The organism is Pseudarthrobacter sp. R1, from assembly GCF_024494415.1.
Taxonomy (GTDB): domain Bacteria; phylum Actinomycetota; class Actinomycetes; order Actinomycetales; family Micrococcaceae; genus Arthrobacter.
Genome location: NZ_JAMKFI010000008.1, coordinates 190,680 through 210,609 on the forward strand (window position 1 = coordinate 190,680; position 19,930 = coordinate 210,609).

Below are 19,930 nucleotides of genomic sequence, written 5' to 3' on the forward strand. Positions count from 1 at the left end.
TCCGCGCTAAGGGCTCAGCAGTGTTCGAGGGGACTGCGAGGCGCCGGGTCACGTTTGCATCCGGCTTACTTCTCGATTCTTAACGTCCGGCTTGCTTGGTCAGCGGGGTTTGTCCGAAGGCTGACTGGCTAGGGCAACTTAAGGCTCAGCCAGGTTTTGGCGATCAAAAGGCGGACTGAGCCCCGGAAGGGGACGGCTATAATTGCTGAGACGCACGAATGTTGCCGTTCTTGAGCTGCCGGTGGGGGCAACGCCAGAAACTTACAGGGGGACTCCAGTTTTGGATTTACGCGACTACCTGCGCATTCTGCGCCGCAACTGGATATTGATAGTTGCGGCAACGCTGGCCGGTCTCCTGGTCGGAGGCGTGCTTTCGGTCCTAGCCAAACCGATTTACAAGGCCGATACAGAACTATTTGTAGCTACTCATAGTTCCGGATCAGTCCAAGAACTCCAGCAAGGTAATACTTTTACTCAGGCTAGAGTCCAGTCGTACGTTAAGACGGTTGACTCACCCATGGTGCTTCAACCGGCCATCGATTCGCTCGGGCTCGCAATGACTCCTGCTCAACTGTCAAGGGCAGTGACGGCGAGCAGCGACCATGACACGGTTTTGATTAACATCACTGTTGAGGACGGATCGCCGGTTCAGGCAGCAGCAACGGCGGAGGCGGTCGCTACCAGCCTTATCCGCGCGGTAGATTCCCTTGAGAGGCCCAAAACGGGGGGAACATCCCCTATCAGTCTCTCAATTATCAAACCTGCAGTCGCGCCAGATGCGCCTTCCGGTCCCAATACGCGGCTAAACCTGCTACTCGGCCTTGTAGTCGGTCTGGCTGTGGGTATTGGCCTCTCCGCTCTGAGGTCAGTCATGGATACTCGCATCAGGGGGGAGGCCGATATGCGTAACATAACGAACGCTCCACTATTGGGCGGCATTTCCTTTGACGCTGAGGCGATCAAAAGGCCTCTCCTGACACAGGTTGCACCTCAAAGCCCAAGAGCTGAATCCTTCCGCCAGCTACGGACCAATCTTCAGTTCGCTAACGTGTCGGGGCACGCAAAAACCGTCCTCATCACGTCGTCCTTGCCTGGCGAGGGGAAGAGCACTACTGCTACAAACCTTGCAATAGCCCTGGCTCAGGCGGGTGAGTCAGTTTGCCTAATCGATGCGGATCTTCGTCGCCCTATGGTGGGTGACTACTTGGGTATCGACCCGGGCGCAGGTCTCACCACCGCACTTGTTGGGCTTGCTGATTTGAACGATCTATTGCAGCCGTGGGGCGATGACAATCTGTTTGTCCTAGCATCGGGTCGGATTCCTCCAAATCCCAGCGAGCTTCTGGGCTCGGCCGAGATGAAGGAACTCATCACAAGGCTGGAACAAGAATTCGATACGATCATTATCGACGCGCCGCCACTCTTGCCGGTAACGGACGCTGCAGTACTTTCGCAACACGTAGGCGGCGTGGTCCTCGTAGTTGGAACACAGAAGCTCAAGCACCAAGACTTAACCAAGTCAATAGCGGCCCTGCAACTGGTTGGATCCAATCTACTGGGTGTTGTACTCAACAGGCTTCCACCCAAGGGACCTGACGCGTATTCCTACTCATATGGCGGGCACGACGCAACATCGTCGAACGACGAGAGTCCGATGTTGGCCGATGGGACTAGCCGTCGTCGATCTTGGGGCAATCAGAATGGTGCGCGGAGGGGGCAGAGAGCAGTTCCAACTGGTTTGGAGCTACAAGATGACGGTTTCAGGCCGGCAGCGAAGTATCCATCCGGACGACTGTCAAAGAGATGAACCAGCGCGATAGCCCGAGCCGCGGGAAATACCGTCGTAGTCTGATTCGTAGTCTTAATTTAGGTGCAAATTGAATCTGTATATCATTATCGCCTGCCATAACCGCCGAGACTCCACACTTCGGTGCATACAGAGCGCTCATGACGCAGCCAGGAAGGCTGGTCTGAATATGCGAATAACTCTTTATGATGATGGCAGTCATGATTCGACGGCGGAGTCCGTATCGGCGCAGTTCCCGGACACGGCGATATTGGCGGGAACTGGGTCAGAGTTTTGGGCCAAGAGTATGGCAATCGCCGAGGCCTCGGTTCTGAAAACCATCCGACGGGACAACAAAGAGAATCCCTTCGTTGTGTGGCTAAACGACGACGTCGTTCTTGACGTGGATGCCTTCGAGCGACTACACGAATTGTCGCTGAAAAATCCTGGTCAGATATTGGTCGGTGCAATGCGAGATCCGCTGACGTCCGAAGTGACGTACTCGGGACTAAGGAGAAGCGGACTTCACCCTCTGAGTTTTGAGACATACCCGATGTCCTCCGTTCCTGAGCCAGTGGAGACCTTTAACGGGAACCTAGTCTTGGTGCCTGCATCCGCCGCTGAAAAGATTGGCGGAATCGATGGTGGATACTCGCACGCCTTGGCTGACATCGATTATGGACTCCGGGCTGCAGCAAAATCTATTGGTGCAAAGCTGGCTCCGGGTTCCCTCGGAACGTGTGCTCGGAATCCTGTTCCTCCTTCGCAGCCGTTAGCAACGCAATGGAAACACTTCGTGGGGCCAAAGGGGGCTGGTAACCCAAAGTCTATGATGAAGATCCTACGACTGGCAGCACCGCGAAGCTGGGTGGTTTACTATGTGGCCACCTATGGACTGTGGTGGGCGCGCCGCATTTGCGGGAGCTTTTTTAGGGTTGTTTTATCTCGTCGTTCTAAGCAGACGTCATAGTGAAGATTGCCGTCCTCGGTCCATGCCGACCACCGGAGTTTGTCAGAGATATCGAGTCGTCTGTGGCTGGTTTGCCGGAGGGACTCGGGGGTACGCCGATCAATGATCTGGTTCGGGGACTTCTGGACTTAGGGCACCACGTTCACCTGATCAGTGCTTCTCCTGACGTGAGCTCTGTCTGGCGGGCCCAAGGGCCACAATTTTCCATTTCTGTTGTTCCTTATAGGAAGCGTCCCAGAGAGCGCGCCCTCGATCTGTTCCGTAAGGAGCGGAATCTAATGGCACGTGAGCTGGCTTCGAGTGATGCCGAAGTGGTAAGCGCACACTGGTCATATGAGTTCGGATGGGTGGGTGTTACGTCTGAAAAACCATGCGTTCTCAGCGTTCACGATGCACCTCTGACCATTCTCCGGAATCTTCCGGACGCCTACCGTCTTTTTAGAACGCTCATGGCTTATCGGGTTCGAATGTCCGCGTCCTGTGTTACCGCTGTGTCACCGTACCTGGCCGAGAGATGGCGGAGACAGATGCTGTTCCCAAAGGCCATTAGAGTCATACCTAATATGACGCCTCCATTGCCCGTATCAGACCCTCAACTGACAAGAATGCCTGTAATACTTGACATTGCTGATGGTAGCTCGTTGAAGAACGTGCGCCGGCTTATCGAGGCCTTTGACATTTTCAGCCGAGAGGTGCATGGTTACGAGTTGCGACTTGTCGGTCCGGGTTTGGGGGAAGGTGACGAGATGGCAAGGTGGGCCGCCGCTCAGAATGTCTCCAAAAATGTTCGTTTTTTTGGCAAGCAATCTCGTTCGGAAATAGGTCGCCATCTAGCAGAGGCGTCCTTGTTTTGTCATCCATCTCTGGAGGAGAGCCAACCGATGTGCCTCTTAGAGGCGATGGCTGCGGGCGTCCCCATTATAGGAGGATATCGCGCCGGCGGAGTCCCGTGGACACTAGATGGCGGCAATGCAGGGGTTCTTGTCGATGTTTCCCGGCCTAAGATGATTGCTTCTGCGCTTCGCGATCTTCATGAGAACGCCCCTCTTGCTAATCGTCTAGTCGAGCATGGACGGCGCTTGATTGCGGATAGACACAGCAAAGACAGCGTGACCACGGCGTACTTGGAAGAGCTTCGTCGGGTTCTGATGTTGGACTAAGTCCAGCTGAAGCAGGTTGGATGCCGTTTTCTATGGCTTTCGGCGATGTTGAGGTGGGAAATACGTCCGTGCCACCAACACCTAAGACTCGAAGCCAACTGGTAGCGGCAGAAAGATCGAGATGAAATTAGCGACGGGGGCCGTAAAGTGAGCCGTTTTCGGAGCGTCTCTCGAAGTTTGTCTTGGGCGTTGGCAGCTCAGATGATCATCAGCGTTGGCCAGTTGGTCTACGCAGCCTTGACTGCGCGGCTCTTTACGCCTGCCGAGTTTGGCGGCTTGGCGGCGGCTCTAAGCCTTGTGGGCATACTCTCACTTCTTACGACAACAGGGTTGCCGTCCTTCGTATTAAAGGAATCTGAGCTTGGAGGTCGTGCGGTCCTAACAGTCCGTCTCTTCGGTCTTTTGGGAGGAATATTATCGGCCGTCGTCTTTGTAGTCCTGGTTCCTAGCTGGCTCTTGATACTGCGCGCCCCAGAAGGCCACGTGTACGTTGGTTTGCTCGCTGTCGGTCAAGCCATAGGGCCCTCCGCGGCCATAGAAGCGGCGTTACTTCGTCGTGAAATACAGCCCAAGAAAGACGCGCTTGCACTTCTTTTAAGCTTCCTGCTGTCCAGTGGTTGCGGGATCATTATGGCCTTACTTATCAGACAAAGCTGGACACTAGCAGCCGTGGTTGCCTTACAGTCACTCCTACTGGCGGTTCTCTCGCGGCTATTTCAAACTCATAAGCGCGCACAGGGGATCCCCTTGTTTTACCGCACGATAATGGGATTCACGCGGAAAATAACAGCGCAGAACACCGGTTTTTTTCTTTTACAACGAGTGCCGGAGTGGATCGTGAGCGCTTCGTTGGGTTCTAGCGCCTTAGGTCAATTTACCAGGGGGGCCTCTTTGGCGCAGATGCCGGCTACTGCGTTGAATGCTGCGCTAGGTCGTGCCATGCAACCATACTGGCGTCTCATCAGCCAGCCACATGTTGCAGATAGGGCCATGAACGACGCGGCCACGCTTTCAGCGGGAATTGCTTTTCCGATTTTCGGCATTGTAGCTGTGAATGCCGGGGCGCTTGTGGACCTGTGGTTGGGGGAGGGGTGGGAACAGGCTGGGGCACTGGCGACTCTTCTAGCGATTGGTGCTGGACTGGCCGTGCCGTTCGGTAGCTTGGCCAGCGGTCAGGAAATGCGAGGCAATTTCAAGCATGTACGACGTGCGCAATGGTCCATGACGGGTGCCCTAGTTATTCCAGTTCTTCTCTTGGTTACAACCCACTCAATTTGGTGGGCGGCCGCGGCCGTTACTATTTCGACTTTTGTTGGTCTTTTGGTCATGGCGATATCGTCAGCCACCTCTCATACCGGGTTCAGGGTAAGGATGAGAAGTCGCCTCGTGCGGCGATTGACCTCACTTGCGCTCTGGTCTGCTGGCGTTTCCGTCCTCGGGCTACTCGCGGGACTTGAGGCGGCCAGACTCGTTTCACCAGCGGGTCGAATAGCAGAGGCTGTGATGCAGATCAGCGTTGCCGGGACTGTGTCTGCATTTGTCTGGCTATTGACTTTCCGCTGGCACGAAACAAATCGCGTACTTCGTCGGCGTGGCGTGCGGCTTCCATCCTTTGTCGGGGGTCGTTCCGTCTGAGAGGAGCGCAACTCACCCGAGGGTATCGAAGTAGGCCAGGATCGCGGCCTTCTATTCTTCAACTGCGTGGTCCAGTCGTGAGACTCGAGGGATTTAGGCAGGACGAGAATGAGGAGATCACCTCATCGACGAGTTCCAAGCAGCTCCGCTCGGGCCTGACTTGGTAGATTCGGCCGAGCTTCTGGTAACACTGGTGGGCGAGGGTGACCTCGGCCCCCACCCTGGGGAGGTCAGGCGGATCCCGTAGAACAGTGCCCCTGCATGCACAGTACCCTAGGTAACTTGTTGGGCGCGGCGGCCGACTTCATTGTCCATGGCCGAGCAAGCTTTACAACACGTAAGGCGTCCAGGTTGCTGAAACCCCTCGGGCAGTTCGCCGCCCATCGCGTGGGCGTAGCCGAGGAACGAATCCTGCACTGCGGTCCTGATCCCGGCGGGGAATTCCGCGCCGCGCCGTTTGAGCCAGTCGGCATAGGGCTCCCCGGACAGGCCGGGGACAAGCTCCAGCAACCTGGCCTGCACCACGCCGTAAGCGTCGCAGACGTGGTCCACGTCCCGGTGACCATGCCGACCCCGGGCGGTCGCCGGTCGATGGCAACGACCTGCACTCCCATGCACCACTCAAGCTGATGCGCGAACAGCCAGTGCCCGACGCCCTCACTGTCGCGGCCGTGAACGATCTCAAGGCATCGATGCCGAGCTGCCGCGGTGCCAAGGCGTCGACATCGGGAAGCGTCAGCGCCGCGGAGTCCAGGGGCCCGTTGCACGAACCACCATGAAACACCGTATGAAGCGGCGGTCCTTGGGGGCGCCCTGCCGGAGCTGATCACGGCGGCCACGAGGCGTCCCGGAGCCGGCGGGTGGGGACGGTGCCCCGGCGGGGCAACTTGATTATTTCCTGCCTGGAGGGCAGAGATGCATTACTAGGTGGCGGGTGAAGTGTTTCTTCGCGTCGGGCTAGCTGAGGAAAGAGCACTAAACTCTTCGACCGAAAGCAAGAAATTCAAATAACCGCCGAAACGCTTGACATAGGTGCTAATAATGGTTTGATTTAGGCCTTCAGGCGCATCGCGCTAACGCTGGTATAGAGGTCGAGATACTCGGATGCACCACGAGCGGGCGACAAGTCGATAGGGAGCGGATTCGCCCTGGTCTCTTCAATATCGGGCCTCCGCTCAACACTTTTTACCGCAACGTTCCATAGATCTTGATCGATGGGAAGGACGGTTACGTTCGGGAAATCGTGTGCCCAACGTAGGCCTGGTACATTGTTCACGATTGCCGGTAGTCCGACCACAAGCGCTTCCGCCAGTGCAATGCCAAGACCTTCGTGTCGACTAGGCAGAAGAAACACGGACCCTTGAAGCAAACTGGTGCGAGGATCCGAAGTACCTCTGTGGCGAAGTCTGCCCTCGTCCTCCAACGCGTCCAAGATGGTAACTTCCTCCTTCGTAGCTCCCGTCTCGTCCCCATGGAAGTAAAGGTCCAAGCCTGAATTCCAAACCGCTTGAAGCGCCAGCACCTGGTTCTTGATGGGCGAGGAGTTGCCGACAATAACAGCTGACGGTTTGCCGGTCTGTATGGTCCTCACCTCCCGAGCTTGGAAATATGTATCGTCAACCCAGTTGAAAATCGTGCGTGCATCTCTGTTGTACGAACGCTCGTTTTCGCATACCTCGGGGGACACAGCAACAAAAGCGGCAACGAATTTGTCTGCCGCCAGGCCTTGGAGTCGTCGGCTTAGCTTCGCTTTGCCGGTCGGTCGGAAGATGCTGTGAACGGTGCGCACGATCGGCGTTCCTGGTAGTGAGGCTCTCGCCACCAATACTGAGACGACGAACGCACCTTCTGTATGAATGTGGACGACGTCAGGCCGCAATCTCCGCAGTAGGGTCGCCCAGGCTTTGGCACCACCATAGGTCTTGACCGATGGGACGACTTCAACTCTGTAGCCGGCTTGGGTGAGATACTGCGCGAAAGGCTGGTCACTGCCTTGACCGACGATGATCGTTTCTACGCCCGCTGCTCGGAAGTGGATGGAGGCGGACAAGAACATCCGCTCCATGCCGCTTGGCCGCAGTGCCCCCATAAGATGGACGATTTTCATGGAGCCACGCTAACACGCTGCTGATGGCCTTGATGCCAGAGAGTAGATCCTGTTACAACGGCCCAGATGCTGTCGTCTTCGAACTTTCTGCATAATCCAGGCTCAGTACTCACGGTGTTGCTCGCCCATATTTACATGGCAGGTAGAACGGGGGATGCCCCTTGGAAAATGCTTCACGTGGGACCATCGAATACAAAGAGTCGCTTTCAAATGGAAAACCGACTCAAACTTGTAGAGCCTTTCCAGTCAGTTGCGCCCCTAAGGAATAGCAGAGGAACAGTCAGCCATGTTTATATCGCTACTGCTGCTGAGGCAGTAACTTTTGTGGACCGCGCATGGCATCTTTCTTGGGTCTTGTCGCCTGATACAGGCGGGGTACGATAATCGGTTGCCGCTGCTTACACTGCTACGCATTCCGCCTAGCATTCACTCTTCGGAACGAAGCGTACTACGAATCTCGCGGCCACCTGACTCCGGAAACTTCCACTACTAGGTCCAGGAAAACGGGGCAATGTCTCTTGAGGAAAGACTTCTGGATTTAAGAGTCAATTACCAAGATCCGATCCCGAACTGAAGCGGGCTGCGACAGGGGAGCCGTGCGAGGGCGCTGTGAACCCCGGAAATCATCAGTGATTATGAATCATTGTTTCATTCCTGCTGGTGCAGGTTTTAGGAAAGAGCCTTTTCCCACCTCGTAGTGGATACTGCCAAGCTTCGCTGCTCAGAGATGAACTGGGCCCCATTCCGTCCGCGCCTGGCAGCAAGACCCGGAGTTGATATATACGTCTTCAGTTCGTCTGCGATTGCTCTGACGTCACTGGTCCCAACCGTCGTGCCCGCATCTGCGGCGGCGATATCTAGGGCGGCTTGGCTCTTGTCGGACCCTAAGAACAGGCATGCCCGGCCTGCGGCCATCGCAGAGTAGGCTTTCGATGGGACGCATGTTCCTGTCACTCGCTCATCCAGGATGGCTACATGAAGGTCAGCCGTAGCGTGGAGCGCTGGAACTTCATAATCTTCAACTAGGTCAACAAATTGGACATTGCTGAACCCGGCCCTCTTTACAGCCTCGCGGGCTTTCCGGACCTCTGACCCGCGCCCGGCGATCAAGAGGACGGCATTATCATTCTCAACCGAGCCTACTGCTTCAATCAGGGCTGCCATTGGGTGGTTACTGCCGGCCGTTCCGGCGTAAATCAGGACGAACTGGTCATTCCTCAGTCCGAAGCGCTCCCGAAGGTTCTCTCCTGTTACCGATGGTTCTTTCCAAATCGGAATCACTATCGCGTCTTGGCCGGAGATACGTTTGACAGCCTCTGCCATACACTGCCCCAGCACTACGACGTGGCTAGATGCACGCAGACCGAGGTTGTCCCAGAACTCGATTACTCGATTGCGCGGTAGTAGCCCAGCCTGTAGGCGCGACACTTGAGTCGAATACATGTCGAGCACCCATGAGACGTTGATAATTCGATTGCCGGAGAGAATCCGCGGCAAAACCCCTACGAGGCGAACGCCAGTTGGAACATCTATCGCGATTATGGCGTCAATGTCTCTGAAACGTGCCACCGAATAGCCCAGAGCCTTCGCCAAGTAGATCCATTGGTCAAGGGTTTTGCGCCGCGGACGTAGCTTCCTGTCCACTTTAAGTGCCAGTAGGTCTACGCTGTTGCGCTCTCCTAGCATGGCCGTCAGTTCGCGAACCATAGCCGAAACCGCGTCCCGTTCCTCATAGGCGTAGGGATAAAGGATGAGAATCTTTTGCTTTAGGTTAGGCACGTGCCTAACCTAACAGACACGCGCCCGTTGGGTCCGGTGAGGGGTTGTTCTGTCAGGTCACTCGTTCCCACCGGGGAAAACGCAGGGAGTTAGTCAATCCGTGTGAGTGGTCCGGACGTGAGACGGCGCCCACCGGTTCGGGTGACACCTTCGGAACATCGATAGGAGTTTGCAGTGGATACCCGCTCGTAGGTGCCGAAATTCTGAGCAGGTCTAGGTGCGCTGGGAATCTGCCGCACAGTATGGCGGTCGTCGTTTTCAGCGTACGGTAACCTCTCGGCGACTGCCCGGTGCGAGTCCAAGTACTGGAGCAATCCCGTGCTTCGAGTCCACGTTGCGGGCAGATTTTTCAGCATGCCTTGCAATCATGGCGTTGGAGGAGCACCACTGAATCTATCCAACCTTGGATTGTCGCCTGCATAACTACAGGGTCGGATTTTCCCTCGTCCTGGCGGCGCTGCTGCTTGCAATCCTATTCCTGGGCCTGACGATCGTGCCGCACCCGCAGACCCAACGCCGACGAACTCAGGCCGCCAGGGCGCCCGTTTTAACAAGACTTGAGACAGCGCTCGCCTCGCAGCGCTGGCCCTCTACTTCGGCGCCTAGAACCATGGCGAAACTTCTGCTTTTTCGGAACGTGCCTGGGCTTGGTCGTGTGGGCGCGAATGCATGTGCATCAACGGGTGCAGCTTTCCGCCCCGCCGTGAAGTTCGGGAAGAACATTCACGTCGTACAACGTGGAATGAGTCTGATGATCTACCCTAGAGTGACCATCGGTGACAACGATAGGCTCTATCACGGCGTGACAATTGGGCTCTCCAGGATAGCCTGATAGGTGAAACGGCGGTCGGTGACGGTGCGGGTACCGCCACTGTTCTGTTATTACCATTGGCCTCGCGGAGTAGGTTTTCCCGCGCCCGCGGGATCTGCCGGGTCGGCGCGACCACGCCAGCCCAGGCGCTCACCTAGCACCCCAAATGCGCTAACCGACCACAAGGCGGGATTTTCGGTAGCCGCCCCAAAAAGTTAAGCAGTACGCGAAGGATAACGCCCATAGTTGATTTTGCTTTCTCATAAACATGTCGCTCCTGAGCATGTTCTTCCAACTGTGCCGTTGGTGAATGCCGGTCCTAGGCCGCAGGCGAGGCTGGCATTGATGTTGTTCGGCGTGTCACCACTGGTTTTAGCGAGGATGGGGAGGTCGCTGACAGCGTTGTTGGTTCCGGTGTAGTTCGGCGCCTTTAGAGTGACCGTTTTGATAACGCATTGCAAGAGCGCCAGCCGTCTTACCTCCAATTTCGGGCTCGCTGATAGTGATCGTAGCTTTGTTGATGCTCACGATTTCGACGGTGGGCCCTGAGTCTTTGATAATCAGCCGCTGCATCGTTACGCGCGTTTGCTCATCTTCAAGACTCACAGTGACGGTGCCGGTCTTTAGCAGCCCTTAGACTTGGGGAATGAGTCTTTTTAGGTGGCAGTCCCGAGGCCCGCGCGGCAGGACGCGGGTGGTCTATGACTTAGCCTGCAGCCCATTTGGGCAATGGTACCGTGACGGGACGTGTCAGCCGTGCACCTGGTCAGAAGGCAACGGGTTCTAGAGGTACCACCAGGTTGAAAATGCGGCATCCTACGACCTTGTCACGGGCGCTGGCTTCGACGATTTTAGGAACAGTAATCAAAAACAATTCAGCTGAGACATCGCTTCCAGTCCCTGAAAGAATTCGTCCTATCCTTGGCGTCAATGTTCTGGGGCTTCCGCGCGATATTGCTGCGGATTACCTCGAGGGCCTGCTTCATAGCGGGAGGCCGGCCAAGGTGGCCTTTGCGAACGCCAACCTCGTCAACCTGACGTCAAAAGACGAGCAACTGAAGACATCTCTCAGGTCGTTCATCGTCCTGAACGATGGGGTTGGGGTGAATAGTGCAAGTCGCCTGCTGCACCGAGAGCCGTTCCCCGACAATCTCAACGGTACGGACTTTACGCCTTATTTTCTCGACCGCTGCCGCATTCCTCTAAGGATCTTCCTACTAGGTGCTACGCCCTCGGTGGTTGTCCGGGCAAAGCATATTTTTGCTGAGAGATGGCCTCGCCACCGCGTCGTCGGATTCCATCACGGCTTCTTTGAACCCACGGATGAGGATGAGGTTATTCGCCACGTGCGAGCCGCTACCCCTGACTTAGTGTTTGTGGCGATGGGCAACGGCCGTCAGGAGCGGTGGGTGGAGCGCCTTGTTCCGGAGTTAACTACATCGGCTTGGGGGGTCGGGGCTCTCTTCGATTACCTTACTGGCGAACAGCGGCGTGCTCCCGGCATCGTGCGTTCTGTAGGGCTGGAATGGGCCTGGCGACTGGGGCAGGAGCCTCGGCGTTTAGCTAGACGGTACCTTGTGGGCAACCCTAAGTTCCTATTCAGAGTTCTTTGCGAACATACATACAACACGCTTTTTGGCCGCACTGTTAAGAATGACCTGAGGGGGGAAAATGGTCGTAAATGAAAAGCCGTTTCAAGTAACGGTGATAGTGATCAGTTACCGAAGGCCGGAGGGTCTGCTGAATCTTCTGCATACACTCGATAGGCAGGAGTCTCGTATCGCAAATGTAGCTTTCAAACTAGACGTCGTTGTCGTAGACAATGACGTCGCGGCGACTGCGCTTCCCGTCGTACAGGCGTTCGAGAAGTCCGGAACCATCCCGGTCCGATACGTCGTCGAGGGACACCAGGGTATTCCAATAGCTCGCAACGCCGGCCTCGCGTCCGTCCCCGACGATAGTCACTTCATCTGTTTCATCGATGATGATGAGTGGCCGAGTCCGCACTGGGTCGAGCAGATGCTGCTCACACAGCAGGCGACGGATGCTGATTGTGTCCTTGGTGCTGTGATCCCGGTGTATCCGCCTGATGCGCCGAAGTGGTTGGTTAATAGCCGCGTTTTTGAAAGCTGGACATTCCCTGATCAAGCGCCCTTGACCGCTGCCGCGACTAATAATGTCATGGTTTCGGCTGCATTCATTCGGCGGGTGGGCATCCAATTCGATGAACGAATGCGAATTTCCGGCGGGTCCGACTATCTATTTTTTCGTCAGGCCGTGGCTATGGGCATGAGGATCGTATGGTCAGCGGGTGCGCCGGTTTACGAATCAGTCCCCCGCACTCGTATGAACATACGTTGGGTCCTACGCCGACAGTACCGCCTGGGTAATACTTTCGCCGTGGCCGATAGGCTTTCGGGGAAACTGCCGCAAGTGCTTGCATGTGGTTTCAAAGGATTCCTTCGCCTTGGTCTTGGAGCGATTATGCTTCCCGGCTTAGCTCTGTCGCCGTATCGTGGCATGCGCGCTCTTGTCCATGTTTTTAGGGGTGCAGGAATGATTGGCGGATCGTTCGGGCACATTTTGGAAGAGTATTCGCAGTCACGGCTGGGTGCCGACCGATCGGCTCGTAGCCATAGTATTTAGCCTTAGGCTGCTGGGGATGGTGGACCTATTCAGCCGCTTATGTTCCGGTCTTCTGTAGCCCTATGCTGTGGGAATGAGACCTGAACGACTTTGGTCCCTTTCGACTCTCCTGCACCAGCGCGGCTTGCGAAGCTGGTGAAGGCCCTGAGTTATGTCCTTTTCCAGACCGTCCTTGCCTTACGAGTGTCAGTTGTCGCCGGATGTTAGCTTTTACCCACCGGGACGACGGTTATCCTCCCAAACACGACCATCGGGGCTCGTGTCGCCATCGCCCACAATGTGCATTGGGCGGGCAGGGTGCGACGTCAGCCTGCTCCATCATTGTCGAGGACGGCGTAACCATCGGGGAGGGAGCTGTCCTCATGGCGAAGGTCGGGGTGCCGCTGGTCTTGGCAGTGGCGCCGTCATTGGCGCGAATGCGACGATTACCGGCAGCGTGCCTCCCGGAGCAGTCATGGTCGAACCAAGGCCACCCTGCTGGAACGTGCCCTATAACCAGATTGTCGGGACCAAAGCCGATCATACTCGCCGCGCCACAAACAAGTGCAATTATGACTTCTGGTGTGCGGATTGCGCGAGTAGTCCGCTTACAATCTAACCCGTGAAGGTATTGGTTACCGGCGGGGCCGGGTACATTGGGTCGCACACAACGCTTTGCCTTCTAGAAGAGGGCTACGACGTCGTAGTACTCGACAATCTTACAAATTCGACATCAGAATCGTTACGACGCGTGGAAGGGCTAACCGGAAAACAGGTCCATTTTTGCGAGGTTGACTTGCTCGACGCTCTTGCCATTGATCGAGTATTTCAGGAAAACCAATTTGACGCCGTTATCCACTTTGCTGGTCTGAAGGCAGTTGGTGAATCTGTGGAGAAGCCCCTTTTGTACTATCGCAACAACGTCATGGGTACCTTAAACCTCCTGCAAAGTATGGAAAAGGCCAACGTGCGTCGATTAGTATTCAGCTCGTCGGCTACTGTATATGGGGCGTCTGAGAACGTTCCACTTAACGAAAAGTCGCCCCTGGATGCCACCAACCCTTACGGTCGAACCAAGGAGCAGATCGAGGATATTCTTTCTGACTTGGGCGCTGCTAACTCCAGTTGGTCTATCGCCTTGCTCCGGTACTTCAATCCCGTAGGGGCGCATGAATCGGGTCTCATAGGAGAAGACCCGCAGGGAGTTCCCAACAACTTGGTGCCGTTCGTAGCTCAGGTAGCAGTGGGGCGTCGTGAGAAGGTGCTGGTTTTCGGCAATGATTACCCAACCATCGACGGCACAGGTGTCCGGGACTACATTCACGTCATGGACCTTTCTGCCGGGCATCTTGCCGCCCTTGCCCATCTCGAAAACAAGACTGGCGTCTTCCGCTGGAACTTGGGAACAGGGCACGGCTCTTCTGTACTGGAAGTTATAAACGCATTCGGGCGGGCGGCCGGATTTCCCGTGCCCTTTGAATTTGCGCCAAGAAGGCTGGGCGATGCGGCTGTAAGTTACGCAGATCCGTCAGCGGCGCTGGCGGACCTCGGATGGTCAGCCCGAAGGAACCTCATGCAGATGTGCGAGGACCATTGGAAGTGGCAGAGTAACAACCCTCAAGGTTACTGCTAAATTCCTCGGACGCTGACCCCTAACGCGAGTACAGATAGTAAGGGAAACAGGTGATGGTATGGGATGTCCCTTAGGAGCACTCTCCCCCGTGAAAGCGATTCTAGGGGCACAACAATATCGAGTTCTGAGGGTGCAACGACCCCGAAAACCGAAAATTTCAGGTTCTGTCACGCTTTTCTACCCGCCCCAAGCCCAGTCGACGACCTCCTGGGGTAGGTACCAGCACAGCCCTTAGGTGAGTGACTCAGCCGTCCATGCAGAACTCCTTTCCCGCGCTCAGCCTTATCTCCGCGCTTCGCCGCAGCCATGAATTCCGCGACCGGCCATGGGAGGCTCTGGAGAGACTAGTTCCTCGAACCATGCCAGCACGATGACCGCCGCCGTCTGCCGGGCAGCCCCATCTGCAAAGCCCCTTTCCACTCAACCCGGATTCGTAACAGAAGCCATACTTCGGGGCCAGACTGCCATTCATCTGCATACCGAAGCCGGCGCTTGCTCGGAGAGACCTCATTCCGGTTCCGATGGTGAGAGCGTGCCTGATACCCGCTCGGCTACAACCTGGAGCCCTGCGAATTGTACTGTCGTTGACCTCCGTAACTTCGGCGGCGTTCCGGCCGTCAGCGCGGCTGTTTGAAAGACGATGGAAGAAGTCAGGCTAATTCTTCTGGAGGGGTACTCCGGCACCGACCTTTCTGGCACGAGCACGGGTGGGGGGCGCGCCCATGCTCAGTCGGGTGGACAGCAGGATTTCGTGTTTTCACCAGTGCGGAAGTTCGCTGGGAGTGCGTGCTATCCTCGCTCTTTGACCTGGGTGGGCCCTAGCTGCTCCTAGCGACCATTGGAAAGTGCCTTCTGCTCCGTAACAATGCACGTGACTTGATCAAAACTTGAGGCTGTGTTTTTAGCATGTGGGGCATGGGTAAATACGCTGGGACTTACCGCGCTCGGGACTTTCGCAGTGAGCTGAGGCGGCGAAATATAAGGGTACTTTCATATTTTCTGCTGACGGCTTTGTCTGTGGCCACTGCGGCCGTGGTGCTGATGGCCCTCCAGGGGTAGCCGCTGCCGGCCCAGGCCAACTCTTGACGTGACTTGTCATTCCGTTTGTCACGTGGTTGGGTCATAGCTGATGGGGATCACTGTGACCGATGGAGGCTGTTGTGGCTATATCCGAGTTCGCCTTTGCGCTCTGCGCGCTGTTGGGCACCCTTCTGGTTCCTTTCTTTGTCCTGTACCAGATGCTGCGGCTCAAGCGCCGCGCCGTGCGGATCGGCGCTTCCCCCGCCGCACGAGGTGACCGCCGCTAGCCATGCCGTACGTAGACATCAACCCGCACAAAGGCCGTCCGAAGTGGCAGGGCTATACCGTTTTGGCCGTCCTCCTGGTCCTTACCGCAGCTGTAGTGTCCGCCGCCCTGACGCGCATCTGACCTGGGGACTCGCCAACCCTCTAGACTTACTGTTTGAACGAGTGCAGCAGAACAGTTTTCCGAAACGTCCTGGGGGGACATACATGCCCGATCCGGCGGATCAGAACGCACGCGCCCATGCAGAGGATGCAGGGCAGCCGCAGCCTCGCCGACGCCGTGACCTTCGTCGCGCCGACGGCGAGCCGACGGATGCCCGGACAGGAACCATGCCAGCCGTAACACCCGACTCAGCCAGCCAGCCCGACGCCGGCAGGGCGCTGACGCGCCGGACCTCCTGGGCTGAGGCGGCTGCCGCAGCCGACGCGGTATCGCCTGCCGCGCACGTCCCGGCTCCCACCCGTGCGCCGGCGTCGGTACCTGTGCAGTCCGCTGCGACGGATACCATCACCTCTGTACCGGATACCCTGGCAGCGGAAGCCCCGATACCGCCGTCGGACGCTCCTTCCGAAACTCCCGCGTTTCGGAGGGTTCGGCCCACTGTGGCCGACACCATCGCCGAAAAGCCCATGCCGGACTTCATCAGTTCGCCAGGACTGTTTGTAAAGGAACAAAAACCGCGCCCCGTCGGTGGTCTGCGCGGCGCCATCTTTAAGATGACAGGCGGGGCCTGGAACATGGGCCCCGGCGCAAAGCAGCGTCAGGAAGAAGAACTGGGCCGCCGCATCTCGCGCCAGTTGCAGGGCAGTTACAACACTGCCGTGCTGAGCCTCAAGGGAGGAATCGGCAAAACCTCCACCACCGTGGGCGTCGGCTTGACCCTCGCGGAGTACCGCGGCGACGCGCCCTGCGCCATCGATGCCAACCCGGACTCGGGTGACCTCGTGGAGCGTGCTTTGGGGGAGGGCATCTATCAGCAGGCCAGCCCCCGCACTATCACTGACCTGCTCCGGAACATTGAGTCCATTGATTCACTCACAGCTCTGGCGCGCTACATGCACCACGCAGGCAGACTGCATCTCATTGCGGGGGAACAGGACCCGGAGGTTTCGGACTCGCTGACCGCCGAGGAGTACCTGCGGATCCGTAAGCTAATTGCGGCCTACTACTCGGTGGCCCTGACTGACTGCGGCACGGGCGTCACGCACAATGCAATGAGCGGGATTCTGCAGTCCGCGGACAACCTGGTCATCGCTGCCGGCTATGCAGTGAGCGGTGCCAAACGTGCGCGCAGTACCCTGCAGTGGCTGGCCAGCCATGGGTACGAGGACCTGGCCCGCAATGCCATCGTGGTGATCACGGACAAAGACGAGGTTTCGTCGCGCGTGGACAAGGACGCTATTGAGGAACACTTGGCCGGCATATGCCGCGAACTGATTGCCGTGCCGCACGACCGCGGTGTTGCTGACGGCGACCTTGTGACCTTGGATGTGCTCAAGCCCGAGACGCGTCGTGCATATAAAGAGATTGCTGCGGCGATTGTGGACGGGTACCGCTAAAACCTTTGTGCAGGGCTTGCTTCCCATGTGTCAACCTGGGTCTCGTTCCTAGTCCGGGTAAGGCTGCGCGAGCGTAATGGGTGCACCAAATCCTTGGGCTTACCTCATAATTCGCTGCCATATGGAGTAGGGCACATAACCGGTCCTTTATAGCCCCTACAATTGCGTCTATGACTTCTGGGGGATCGCGTAAGCGTGTGCTTGTCCTGGTTCTGGCGATGGATGCCGAGCCGTGGCGGGACATTGAGGATGAAGGCCAACGTAAAACTTGGGCGGCGGCACCCATGGTCCCGACGTTTTGGCTCTATGGCAGATCAGGGAAGCTTACGCGCACACTTGCCCGTTACGTCCAATCAGGCGTGCGGCGCTATACAGGGGAACGCACTTTTGGCCTCTGCAGTCGCGTTTCCGGGTCCTGGTTTGCCGCACGGCAGGCCCACACGACCGGGGACCGGATCTACACCGGAGTGCCGGAGACGTACCTGAATACGAACGCCAAGAACATCGCCGGCCTGCGTCACCTTCTGGCCACCCAAGAGTTCGACTACGTCTTCCGCACAAATTCATCCAGCTACGTCAGCCTCCCTATGCTCGATGAGTACGTCCAGGCCCTACCGGATCGGGGCTACTACGCGGGGTTCATAGGCGAGGCTGGCGGAACCCGGTTCGCTTCCGGTACCTGCACCCTAATGTCCCGAGACCTGGTTGAAAGCGCCGCCTCCGATCCGAAGTGGGAGTACGAGCTTATTGACGATGTCGCTATGGGGCGTTCAATGGCTAGGGCAGCAATCGAGGTCCAGCCACTCCGCAGGGTTGATGTCCTGACGCCCGAAGACCTGAGCGGCTTGACCGCCGAAGATCTACGGGACACTTTCGTAGTTCGTTGCAAGAGCAGTGGTGGACGCGGCCATGACATAGAGGCCATGCACCGCGTCCACCAGCTCTACCGGACAGTTGCCGCTACCAGGTTGTAAGCGCCGAGCGCTTCCACCCGGTCGAAGCTTGCCCCTTATGATGGAGGCATGTTTGTTGAGAATGCACCCGATCTGGACGTGCTGGATTGGATCATGGCGCGGGCGTCGTGATCCTCGTTCCCGCCATCGGGATTGCGCTGCTCGTGGTCGGTTTCAAGTGGTTCCACTCCATGCTCAACCGCTACTTTCGCTGACGGTAGAATCTAGGGCATGACTACTGGGGGAAATTCCAAGCCGAAGCCTGCCTTCAGCTCGATCATGTTCTTCATGGAAAGCAGCGAAGAAGGGTGACGGCGCTCTTGCTCCTCGGCGGGCTGATCGTTTTCCTTCTACTGTCGCTCCAGGCCAGCAAATACCCCCAGATTGTCCTATACGCCTTCACGGCAATCACAGCGGCGCAGTGGGACTGGCCGGCGCTTCCGGCTGTTGGCTCGGTTGGCGGAGCGGCCATCTTCCCGGAGGACGCTTTGGCCGGGGTGATGCTTCTGACGTTGGCTTTCCGTCCTCAGCGTTTTTGGGCCGCCGTGAGGCCGTACATTCTCATCGTTGTGGTGACTGTCATTGCCATTGCAGCATCCCTGGTGTGGGGGGCGGCTACACACGGTGCAGGCGGCCTCAACGAGTTCCGGTCGTTTCTCTACCCGCTAGCCGCCGTTGCTTGGGCGTTGAATCAGGATTGGCCCAGCGATGCATGGCAGGCCAGTATGCGGCGATGGACTATCGTCACTGGCCTGGTGTTGTCCCTGGTTGCCGCCACGCACATTGCGCTCTACGGCTTAGGAAAGGCTGATGGGTTCGTTCAGTCCGCATTCAGTGGCATCATGCAGACAGCTCGGCCGCTCACTGCGGGTCAGGCGGTCCTGGTCGCCCTGTGCGGCGTCTATATGCTCCATGGCTTAGGCAGTACAACGCGTAAGGGCCTTTGGTGGGCTGCGCTGTTTATTGGTGTGACTCTCGTGGCGCAGCACCGGTCCGTTTGGTTAGCGCTAGGCGCTGGACTAATCGTGCTGTTCTTCAAGGTGCGCGGGGTTGCCCGCGCCCGGCTGGTAGTCGCTGGTGTGACCGCGGCTTTTGCGGCAGCCATCTTGGCCCTATCAGGGGTCTTTAACCCATTCGCGAATGAGTTCACCGCCTCGGCCGCTGGCACTAAGACATACACCGACCGTGAGAACACTTGGATGACACTGATTGGGCAGAACCTGGAAGAGGGTATGGGCCCCACCGTTTTCGGCAGCCCCTTTGGGTCAGGCTGGAAACGGGTTTTCCAAGGAACATACGTAGAGTGGGCTCCGCATAACTGGTACGTGACGGTCTATTTGCGGCTCGGGCTGTTCGGGGTTTTCGTCTTCGTCTGCCTGCTCGCGGTCGTTCTCTGGCGGTTGCTCCGCACGCGTGACGTAGGGACTGCCGCAGCCGCATTCACTTTGATCCTGGCCTACTGCTGGGCGTACTCGCTGTTTTACCAAATGGCCCCGTTCTTTGCTTGGGCGATGTGGAGCGCAAGGACGCGAGATATGCGGCAGGCAGAAAAGAATCCTTCTCTACCTGCCACATATCAGCAACGATTCGCGACCAAGGACTAGAA

General features: G+C 57.2%; 14 protein-coding genes. 11 read left to right on the forward strand and 3 right to left on the reverse strand.

The window, feature by feature from the left end; translation table 11 throughout:
• Positions 1-280 precede the first annotated feature (280 nt).
• The 4 genes from M8J71_RS11635 to M8J71_RS11650 all read left to right on the forward strand — a co-directional run bounded on the left by M8J71_RS11635 (position 281) and on the right by M8J71_RS11650 (position 5,551).
• Complete coding sequence (locus tag M8J71_RS11635) at positions 281-1,807, forward strand: polysaccharide biosynthesis tyrosine autokinase (protein WP_256248069.1); 1,527 nt, start codon at positions 281-283, stop codon at positions 1,805-1,807.
• A gap of 70 nt (positions 1,808-1,877) precedes the next feature.
• On the forward strand, positions 1,878-2,756 hold the full coding sequence (locus M8J71_RS11640) for a glycosyltransferase family 2 protein (RefSeq protein WP_256248070.1): 879 nt from the start codon (positions 1,878-1,880) through the stop codon (positions 2,754-2,756).
• Positions 2,757-2,818: 62 nt separating this feature from the next.
• The gene (locus tag M8J71_RS23635) at positions 2,819-3,916 is read left to right on the forward strand and encodes a glycosyltransferase family 4 protein (protein WP_374114860.1); all 1,098 of its coding nucleotides are present in this window, start codon (positions 2,819-2,821) and stop codon (positions 3,914-3,916) included.
• A gap of 147 nt (positions 3,917-4,063) precedes the next feature.
• Entirely contained in the window at positions 4,064-5,551 is a 1,488-nt protein-coding gene (locus M8J71_RS11650; protein WP_256248072.1) for an oligosaccharide flippase family protein, read from the forward strand.
• 273 nt (positions 5,552-5,824) lie between these two features.
• Here the strand turns inward: M8J71_RS11650 and M8J71_RS11655 are convergent, their stop codons facing one another.
• The 3 genes from M8J71_RS11655 to M8J71_RS23440 form a co-directional block, all read right to left on the reverse strand.
• Positions 5,825-6,103 (reverse strand): hypothetical protein, encoded by a 279-nt coding sequence (locus M8J71_RS11655; protein ID WP_256248073.1) that lies wholly within the window; start codon positions 6,101-6,103, stop codon positions 5,825-5,827.
• A 499-nt stretch (positions 6,104-6,602) separates the two neighbouring features.
• Positions 6,603-7,658: a glycosyltransferase gene (locus M8J71_RS11660; protein ID WP_256248074.1), complete on the reverse strand. Its 1,056-nt coding sequence runs from the start codon at positions 7,656-7,658 to the stop codon at positions 6,603-6,605.
• A gap of 669 nt (positions 7,659-8,327) precedes the next feature.
• Entirely contained in the window at positions 8,328-9,437 is a 1,110-nt protein-coding gene (locus M8J71_RS23440; protein ID WP_256248075.1) for a glycosyltransferase, read from the reverse strand.
• Between the two features lie 1,617 nt (positions 9,438-11,054).
• Between M8J71_RS23440 and M8J71_RS11670 the strand changes: the two genes are divergently transcribed.
• From M8J71_RS11670 to M8J71_RS11700, 7 genes are all read left to right on the forward strand, one after another.
• Positions 11,055-11,933 carry a WecB/TagA/CpsF family glycosyltransferase gene (locus M8J71_RS11670; protein WP_256248980.1) on the forward strand — a complete coding sequence of 293 codons (879 nt, stop codon included), beginning with the start codon at positions 11,055-11,057 and terminating at the stop codon, positions 11,931-11,933.
• On the forward strand, positions 11,920-12,894 hold the full coding sequence (locus M8J71_RS11675) for a glycosyltransferase family 2 protein (RefSeq protein WP_256248076.1): 975 nt from the start codon (positions 11,920-11,922) through the stop codon (positions 12,892-12,894). Before M8J71_RS11670 ends, M8J71_RS11675 begins: the two co-directional genes overlap by 14 nt.
• Before the next feature lie 601 nt (positions 12,895-13,495).
• Positions 13,496-14,506, forward strand: coding sequence for a UDP-glucose 4-epimerase GalE (galE, locus tag M8J71_RS11680; RefSeq protein ID WP_256248077.1), 1,011 nt, complete (start codon positions 13,496-13,498; stop codon positions 14,504-14,506).
• Positions 14,507-15,666: 1,160 nt separating this feature from the next.
• On the forward strand, positions 15,667-15,813 hold the full coding sequence (locus tag M8J71_RS11685) for a hypothetical protein (RefSeq protein WP_256248078.1): 147 nt from the start codon (positions 15,667-15,669) through the stop codon (positions 15,811-15,813).
• 328 nt (positions 15,814-16,141) lie between these two features.
• Positions 16,142-17,371 (forward strand): MinD/ParA family ATP-binding protein, encoded by a 1,230-nt coding sequence (locus tag M8J71_RS11690; protein ID WP_256248079.1) that lies wholly within the window; start codon positions 16,142-16,144, stop codon positions 17,369-17,371.
• Positions 17,372-17,541: 170 nt separating this feature from the next.
• A complete protein-coding gene (locus M8J71_RS11695) occupies positions 17,542-18,345 on the forward strand; it encodes a hypothetical protein (RefSeq protein ID WP_256248080.1) in 804 nt (267 codons plus the stop codon).
• A 287-nt stretch (positions 18,346-18,632) separates the two neighbouring features.
• Positions 18,633-19,928, forward strand: coding sequence for an O-antigen ligase family protein (locus M8J71_RS11700; protein WP_256248081.1), 1,296 nt, complete (start codon positions 18,633-18,635; stop codon positions 19,926-19,928).
• Positions 19,929-19,930: the final 2 nt, after the last annotated feature.

Excerpts from the sequence above, each read along its gene's own strand:
- M8J71_RS11660 (WP_256248074.1), bottom strand. The coding sequence starts at position 7,658 with ATGAAAATCGTCCATCTTATGGGGGCACTGCGGCCAAGCGGCATGGAG.
- M8J71_RS11670 (WP_256248980.1), top strand. The coding sequence starts at position 11,055 with ATGCGGCATCCTACGACCTTGTCACGGGCGCTGGCTTCGACGATTTTA.
- M8J71_RS11675 (WP_256248076.1), top strand. The coding sequence starts at position 11,920 with ATGGTCGTAAATGAAAAGCCGTTTCAAGTAACGGTGATAGTGATCAGT.
- M8J71_RS11690 (WP_256248079.1), top strand. The coding sequence starts at position 16,142 with ATGCCAGCCGTAACACCCGACTCAGCCAGCCAGCCCGACGCCGGCAGG.
- M8J71_RS11695 (WP_256248080.1), top strand. The coding sequence starts at position 17,542 with ATGACTTCTGGGGGATCGCGTAAGCGTGTGCTTGTCCTGGTTCTGGCG.